Raw genomic sequence first — 6247 nt, 5'->3', positions numbered from 1 at the left:
CCTAGGATTTTTTCTATTCGTGAATGACTTTCGTTCGTTTTGCTCGCAAAGCATAAAAAAACCACGCGTTTTACGCGTGGTTCAAATTTAATTTCTAGTCTTCAAAACCACATAAACCATAGGAACCTTGTGCTTCGGATAATGGGATACTCACAACCGAATTTGCGTTATTTAGACCTCGACAATTTGGGTCGTAGTGATATTTTCGACCAGAGTCAGGTGCAATATAAACCATTTGCTGATTTTGATTTTGTTGAGCAGCAGCTTGAGCAGCGGCAGCTTGTTCCTCGGCGATTCTGGCTTGTTCTGCTTGCTCATCAGCAATCCGCTTAGCTTCAGCAGCAGCTTGCTCATCGGCAACGCGTTTGGCTTCAGCAGCAGCCTGTTCCTCAGCGACACGTTTAGCCTCTGCAGCAGCTTTTTCTTCAGCGACTCGCTGTTCTTCAGCGACACGTTTGGCTTCAGCGGCTTTTTCCTCGGCAACGCGTTTTTCTTCTTCCGCCTTTTTTTCTGTAGTAACAATAGTCTGTTCAACCTTATTTGCTCGTTCAGTTAATGTACTGCTTCCTCCGGGGATTCTTTCAATCGCTGCCAGTGCAACTTTTAGTTGATCTCTGGTTGGTTCTTTTTCCGCTTTTTCAACTTCTTGTTGTGCATGTTTGGTTAAATTTTCTAGTTCTTTTTTCTTAGCCTTTTCTTTTGAAATCTCGGTAGTATCTTTCGTTGATGACTCACTTGTTTTTGATGACTTGGTTATGTGAGTTGAACTACTGGTAGTTTCTGTAGTTACAGCTGATCCCGTTCCACATGCGCCAAGAATCAGTGAAAGGGAAAAGAGTATGGGCAGCAACCATTTTTTGCGCTGACCTCTTTGCATTTGTTTTAGTTGCCAACCAACTAATGTGAAGAGTAAAGTACCAAGTGTAATTGAAGCAGTTACCTCCATATTGATTATTGATTGAAAGAATAAAATCATTCCAATCCCCCAAAACAACCAAGTTATCCCGTTTTTCTTTTTCATTTTTTCCTCCTAAATAATTTTTGCTCCCACTTATTGGCAGGTAGCGATAGTCGCCGTTCAGTCGTGTGAAAGTTATTTAAAGTTTAACTTAAAATAACTTTTTTATTAAATAATTTTACTATATTATGGCTGATATTTAAACAGTTATTCGAGAAATTAAAATGACAAAATAAAAAAGTTAGTTAGCGGTTACTTTTAAAAGTATTTTGGTATAAATAAAAACGGCTATTTTTCTAGTTACTAAAATCGTAAATAGAAAAATAGCAGCGTATTCAAGGCTTAAGTTTCACAACAAAAGTTTCGTATGGACGTAAGTTAAGGTTGTTAATTGAAGAATAAGTAACATTGTAATTGCTGATAACTGTTGTTTCTGGTTCTTCAGAAAAGGAATAGAAGGTCTCTTGATCTGAAAAATTTGCACAGACTAACCACGTTTCATGTTCGTAATTTCTTTTATAGGCAAAAATTGTAGGTGCAGTATCTAATAACTCATAGCTTCCCCAAATAATAATTGGGTATTTTTTACGCAAAAGAATCAGTTTTTGATACGTATAGAAAAGCGATTCAGAATTTTTTAAATTTGCTTCAACATTGATTTGCTTGTGATTAGGATTGACTGGATACCAAGGAGAAACGGTTGAGAATCCTCCAAAGATCGTATTGTCCCACTGCATAGGTGTGCGAGCATTGTCACGACCTTTGGTATTGATTGATTCAAAAATCTTTTCTTTAGCAATCCCTGTTTTTTGTTGATTTTGATAAAAATTTTGACTTTCGATATCTTGAATTTGTTTGGCGGAATGAATCGGGAAATTCGTCATACCGATTTCTTCACCTTGATAAATAAATGGCGTCCCACGCATCAAATGGAGCAGGATTGCTAACATTTTCCCGCTCTCTAAAGGATAGTTTCCATCTCCCCAACGAGACAAAATACGAGGTTGGTCGTGATTACTCCAAAATAAACTATTCCAAGCATTTTCAGGCAGAGCTGTTTGCCATTTTGAAAGTACCTTTTTTAGTTCAGGAACACTTAACTTTTTGAGTGCCCATTTTGAGTGTCCAGACTGCTCATCTAATGCCATGTGCTGAAATTGAAAGACCATGGAAAGTTCGTTTCTTTCTGGTGCCGTATATAACGGTGCCGTTTCAGGAGTCACACTTCCTGTCTCGCCAATGGTCACTAAATCTTTTTCTTTTAAGGCTTCATGATACATTTCTTGGAGGTAGGTGTGTAAGTTTGGTCCGTCACCTAGAATTTCTTTTTCAGGTTGTTTTCCGATCAAATCAATGACATCTAATCGAAAGCCACCAATTCCTTTGCCAATCCAAAAACGCATCATTTTCCAAATATCTTCTCGCATATTAGGGTTTTCCCAATTTAAATCTGGTTGATTTTTTGAAAATAGATGCAAGTAATAACGATTTTGCTTTTCGTTGAATGTCCAAGCTGTCCCACCAAAAAAAGACTGAAGATCATTAGGTGGCTCTTTCTGCCAAATATAATAATCTTGATACTTTTTATTTCCTTTTTCTGCTTCTAAAAACCAGGGATGTTGATCAGAAGTATGATTGACAACTAAATCCATAACGATTCGTATCCCAAAAGTCTTCGCTTCGGCAATTAATTGTTCAACGTCCTTCATTGTTCCGAATTCAGCTAAAATTTCATAATAGTTATCAATGTCATAACCATTATCGACATTAGGGGAGGAATAAATGGGCGATAACCAAATAGCATCAATTCCTAGTTGATGTAAATAAGGAAGGCGAGAGATGATCCCATTGATATCACCAATTCCGTCATGATTGCTGTCTTGAAAACTCTTTGGGTAGATTTGATAAAAAACTGCTGATTGCCACCAAAGTGCGTTCTCTTTCTTAACTTTGCTCATAAAAAAAACTCCTTTCTGGTGAAACGTTTCTAAAAAATATTTTATAAAACTCAAACTATTTCTGGTTCAGCTTTCATTATAATCAAATAAATCAAGCATTCAATGCTTTTTTACTGAAAAAAATATTTTAGAAAGCGCTTTACAAATCAGAAACAAGCTAGTATACTTCTCCCTGTAGAAACGTTTCACTAAAAATGGAGGAGTAAAAAAATGAAACTATCGAAGAAAATTGGCTTATTAGGATTGACAGCTGTAATGGCACTCGGCGGATTGGCGGCATGTGGTTCAAGCAATAATTCAGCAAAAGATAGCGAAGTTTTAAATATTTGGGGAATGGGGGATGAAGTAAAACAGTTATCAAAAATGACGGATAAATTTACAGATGAAACTGGGATTGAAGTGAAAATTCAGTCTATCCCATGGTCAAATGCACATGACAAATTACTAACGGCTGTAGCTTCAAAGAGTGGCCCAGATGTTTTACAAATGGGAACCACTTGGATGCCCGAATTTCAAGAAGCTGGTGCATTAGCCGATATGTCCAGTTACATTGATAAGTATGATGCAATGAATCCAGATAATTTTTATGAAGGTTCTGTAGAAACGACACAATTTGGTGGAAAGTCTTATGGAATTCCTTGGGCAGCAGAAACACGTGTTTTATTTTATCGAACAGATATCTTAGAGTCAGTGGGATATAAAGAACCACCGAAAACTTGGGAAGAATTAGAGGATGCCGCGAAAAAATTAGCAGCACGTGGAGATGATCAATATGGAATCAATATTGATTCCAAGGAACAAACGTTAGGATTCATGTTTGCACGACAAAATGGCTCACCTTTGATTAAAGATAACCAACCAGAGTTTGACCAAGCGCCGTTTGTTGATAGTGTTGCATACTTGAACAATTTTATCCAAAAAGGTTATGCACCTAAGCAAGATCTTGGTTTAGATGTCAGTCAAACATTTTCAGGTGATGCAATGGTTCCAATGTTTATTAGTGGGCCATGGATGGCCAAAACAGTGAAAGATACTGTTCCAGATATTGATGGGAAATGGGCAATTGCACCGTTACCTAGTAAAGAAAACAATATCTCATCTATGGGCGGTTCAAACTTAACTATTTTTGAATACTCAGAGAAAAAAGATGACGCGGCGAAATTTATTAACTTTATGTCACAGCCAGACAATCAGTTAGAATGGATGCATTTGACAGACGCACTTCCAACAGCTAAAAAAACTTGGGAAAATCCTGAACTGAAAGATGATCCAATTTATAGTGTCTTCAATGAACAATTACTTAATTCAGAACCAATGCCATTGATCACACAATTTGAAGAAATCGCACAAAACTATTTGAAACATTTTGAACAAATCTATCTAGGTGGTCAAGATGTTCAAAAAGAAATGGATTCATTCAATCAAGAAACAGAAACGTTATTAAACAAATAGTTTATCAGGCCTGAGGTCAGCAACTCGTGTCGCTATCTCGGGCTGATTTATTCAATTAAATCGGCGAAAGAGTCTGATGTTTGCTTGTCATATTTAGCAATCAAGCTAGCTTTCACCATTCTAGAAAGGAAGTTCTGAAAGTGAAAAAAAGTCGAACACTTAAAGCACCTTACTTATTTATTGCACCTGCACTTCTTTTACTTTTACTTTTTTCAATCATACCGATTTTTGTCGCTTTTTTTATTAGTTTTACTGATATGAGCTTGGTAGGGTTAGCCGACTGGTCAAAAATCAATTTTGTTTCATTCGATAACTATCAAGAGATTATTAGTGATCCAGTGTTTTTAAAAAGTATTCAAAACACGATTTTTTATGTTGTTTTGGGTGTGCCATTAGTTATTGTTATGTCGTTAGGTTTAGCATTGATGATTAACTTTGGGAAAAATAAAATATTTTCAGCTTTTCGAATGATTTTTTATACGCCAGCAATTACCAACGTGGTCGCTGTTGCGGTGGTGTTTAGTTATCTTTACAATCCAAGTTTTGGTTTCTTGAATTATCTGCTGTCTTTGGTTCACTTACCAGCTGTGCCTTGGTTAACGGATCCGACAATCGCAAAAATCTCTTTGATCATTTTGGGTGTTTGGCGAGCTGTTGGAGCGAACATGTTGATCTTTTTAGCAGCAATTCAAGGGATTCCCAAAGAATTATATGAAGCAGCATCATTAGACGGAGCTTCAAAAAAAGCACAGATTTTTTATATCACGATTCCATCCTTACGTTTTTCAACTTTCTTTGTAACGGTGACAACTTTAATTGGCTGGCTTCAATTTTTTGAAGAACCGTTTGTAATGACGAATGGTGGACCACTAGATAGCACGACTTCAGTTGCGTTATTCATTTATCGTAATGGGTTCCAATTCAGTAAGTTTGGCTATGCCGCTGCGGGGTCATTTATTTTGTTTGCAGTGATTATCCTAGTTACTTTATTCCAGTTTAGAATGCAAAAACGCAATTTTGAAAATCAACTGTAAAGGTGTGACTGTTATGAATAAAGAATTACAAAGCAATCAACGAGCAAAATTTGTTATGGGTCTGGTTCTAGCGATTGGCGCACTTGTTTGGATGCTGCCATTTATTTGGATGTTATTATCTTCCTTAAAAACGGATATGGAAATCATGCAATTTCCGCCAAAAATCTTTCCAGAAAAAGCTAGTTTAGATAATTTTATTGAATTGTTCAATGCGTTTGATTTTACGACCTATTTGAAAAATACACTGATTGTTGTCGCCTTCTCCTTTTTAGGAATGGTTTTTAATGCCATGGCAGGTTTTGGTTTTGCTAAATACAAGTTTAAGGGGAGAGAACCACTTTTTTATTTAGTGTTAGCCACAATGATGATTCCTGGTCAAGTGACAATGATTCCCGTTTACTTAATTATGAATTCAATGAATTTGACTAACACGATGCCAGGGATTGTCTTACCCGGTTTGGTTGGTGCATATGGTATTTTCTTGTTCCGACAATTCATGTCAGCAATCTCAAATGAATTACTAGAAGCTGCACGTTTGGATGGAGCAAGTGAATGGTTTATTTTTACGAGAATCATTTTGCCAATTTCTAAACCGGTATTAGCTGTTCAAGGAATCGCCACATTTATCGGTGGTTGGAACTCATTCTTATGGCCGTTGATTATGGCAAGTGATGAAAAATACTACACATTATCAGTTGGCTTGCAGTTATTAAAAGGTCAATATGCAAACAATTATGCATTGCAAATGGCAGGTTCTGCTTTTATGGTCGTGCCAATCATCATTATCTTTATGTTTTTACAAAAATACATTCTAGATGGGTACAATGTGTCTGGTAATAAATAGA

5 protein-coding genes are annotated in these 6247 nt (G+C 36.5%); 3 read left to right on the top strand and 2 right to left on the bottom strand.

Annotated features, from left to right (window positions below; all coding sequences use genetic code 11):
• Window positions 1–94: 94 nt before the first annotated feature.
• Window positions 95–1021 carry a hypothetical protein gene (locus JZO71_RS02695; RefSeq protein ID WP_206898057.1) on the bottom strand — a complete coding sequence of 309 codons (927 nt, stop codon included), beginning with the start codon at window positions 1019–1021 and terminating at the stop codon, window positions 95–97.
• 272 nt (window positions 1022–1293) lie between these two features.
• Window positions 1294–2916, bottom strand: coding sequence for a glycoside hydrolase family 13 protein (locus JZO71_RS02690; protein ID WP_206898056.1), 1623 nt, complete (start codon window positions 2914–2916; stop codon window positions 1294–1296).
• Window positions 2917–3126: 210 nt separating this feature from the next.
• Between JZO71_RS02690 and JZO71_RS02685 the strand changes: the two genes are divergently transcribed.
• The 3 genes from JZO71_RS02685 to JZO71_RS02675 all read left to right on the top strand — a co-directional run bounded on the left by JZO71_RS02685 (window position 3127) and on the right by JZO71_RS02675 (window position 6246).
• Window positions 3127–4368, top strand: a complete 1242-nt coding sequence (locus tag JZO71_RS02685) for a sugar ABC transporter substrate-binding protein (protein ID WP_206898055.1) — start codon at window positions 3127–3129, stop codon at window positions 4366–4368.
• Window positions 4369–4508: 140 nt separating this feature from the next.
• Complete coding sequence (locus JZO71_RS02680; RefSeq protein ID WP_206898054.1) at window positions 4509–5402, top strand: ABC transporter permease subunit; 894 nt, start codon at window positions 4509–4511, stop codon at window positions 5400–5402.
• A gap of 13 nt (window positions 5403–5415) precedes the next feature.
• Complete coding sequence (locus JZO71_RS02675; RefSeq protein WP_206898053.1) at window positions 5416–6246, top strand: carbohydrate ABC transporter permease; 831 nt, start codon at window positions 5416–5418, stop codon at window positions 6244–6246.
• Window position 6247 lies beyond the last annotated feature (1 nt).

Source organism: Candidatus Enterococcus courvalinii, from assembly GCF_017315945.1.
Classification (GTDB): domain Bacteria; phylum Bacillota; class Bacilli; order Lactobacillales; family Enterococcaceae; genus Enterococcus_B; species Enterococcus_B courvalinii.
The sequence above is the reverse complement of the archived record's forward strand: the minus strand, read 5'-3'. Positions and strand labels throughout refer to the sequence as shown.

What these genes read in the sequence shown, in the direction of transcription:
- JZO71_RS02695 (WP_206898057.1), bottom strand. Translation starts at nt 1,021, where the DNA reads ATGAAAAAGAAAAACGGGATAACTTGGTTGTTTTGGGGGATTGGAATG.
- JZO71_RS02690 (WP_206898056.1), bottom strand. Translation starts at nt 2,916, where the DNA reads ATGAGCAAAGTTAAGAAAGAGAACGCACTTTGGTGGCAATCAGCAGTT.
- JZO71_RS02685 (WP_206898055.1), top strand. Translation starts at nt 3,127, where the DNA reads ATGAAACTATCGAAGAAAATTGGCTTATTAGGATTGACAGCTGTAATG.
- JZO71_RS02675 (WP_206898053.1), top strand. Translation starts at nt 5,416, where the DNA reads ATGAATAAAGAATTACAAAGCAATCAACGAGCAAAATTTGTTATGGGT.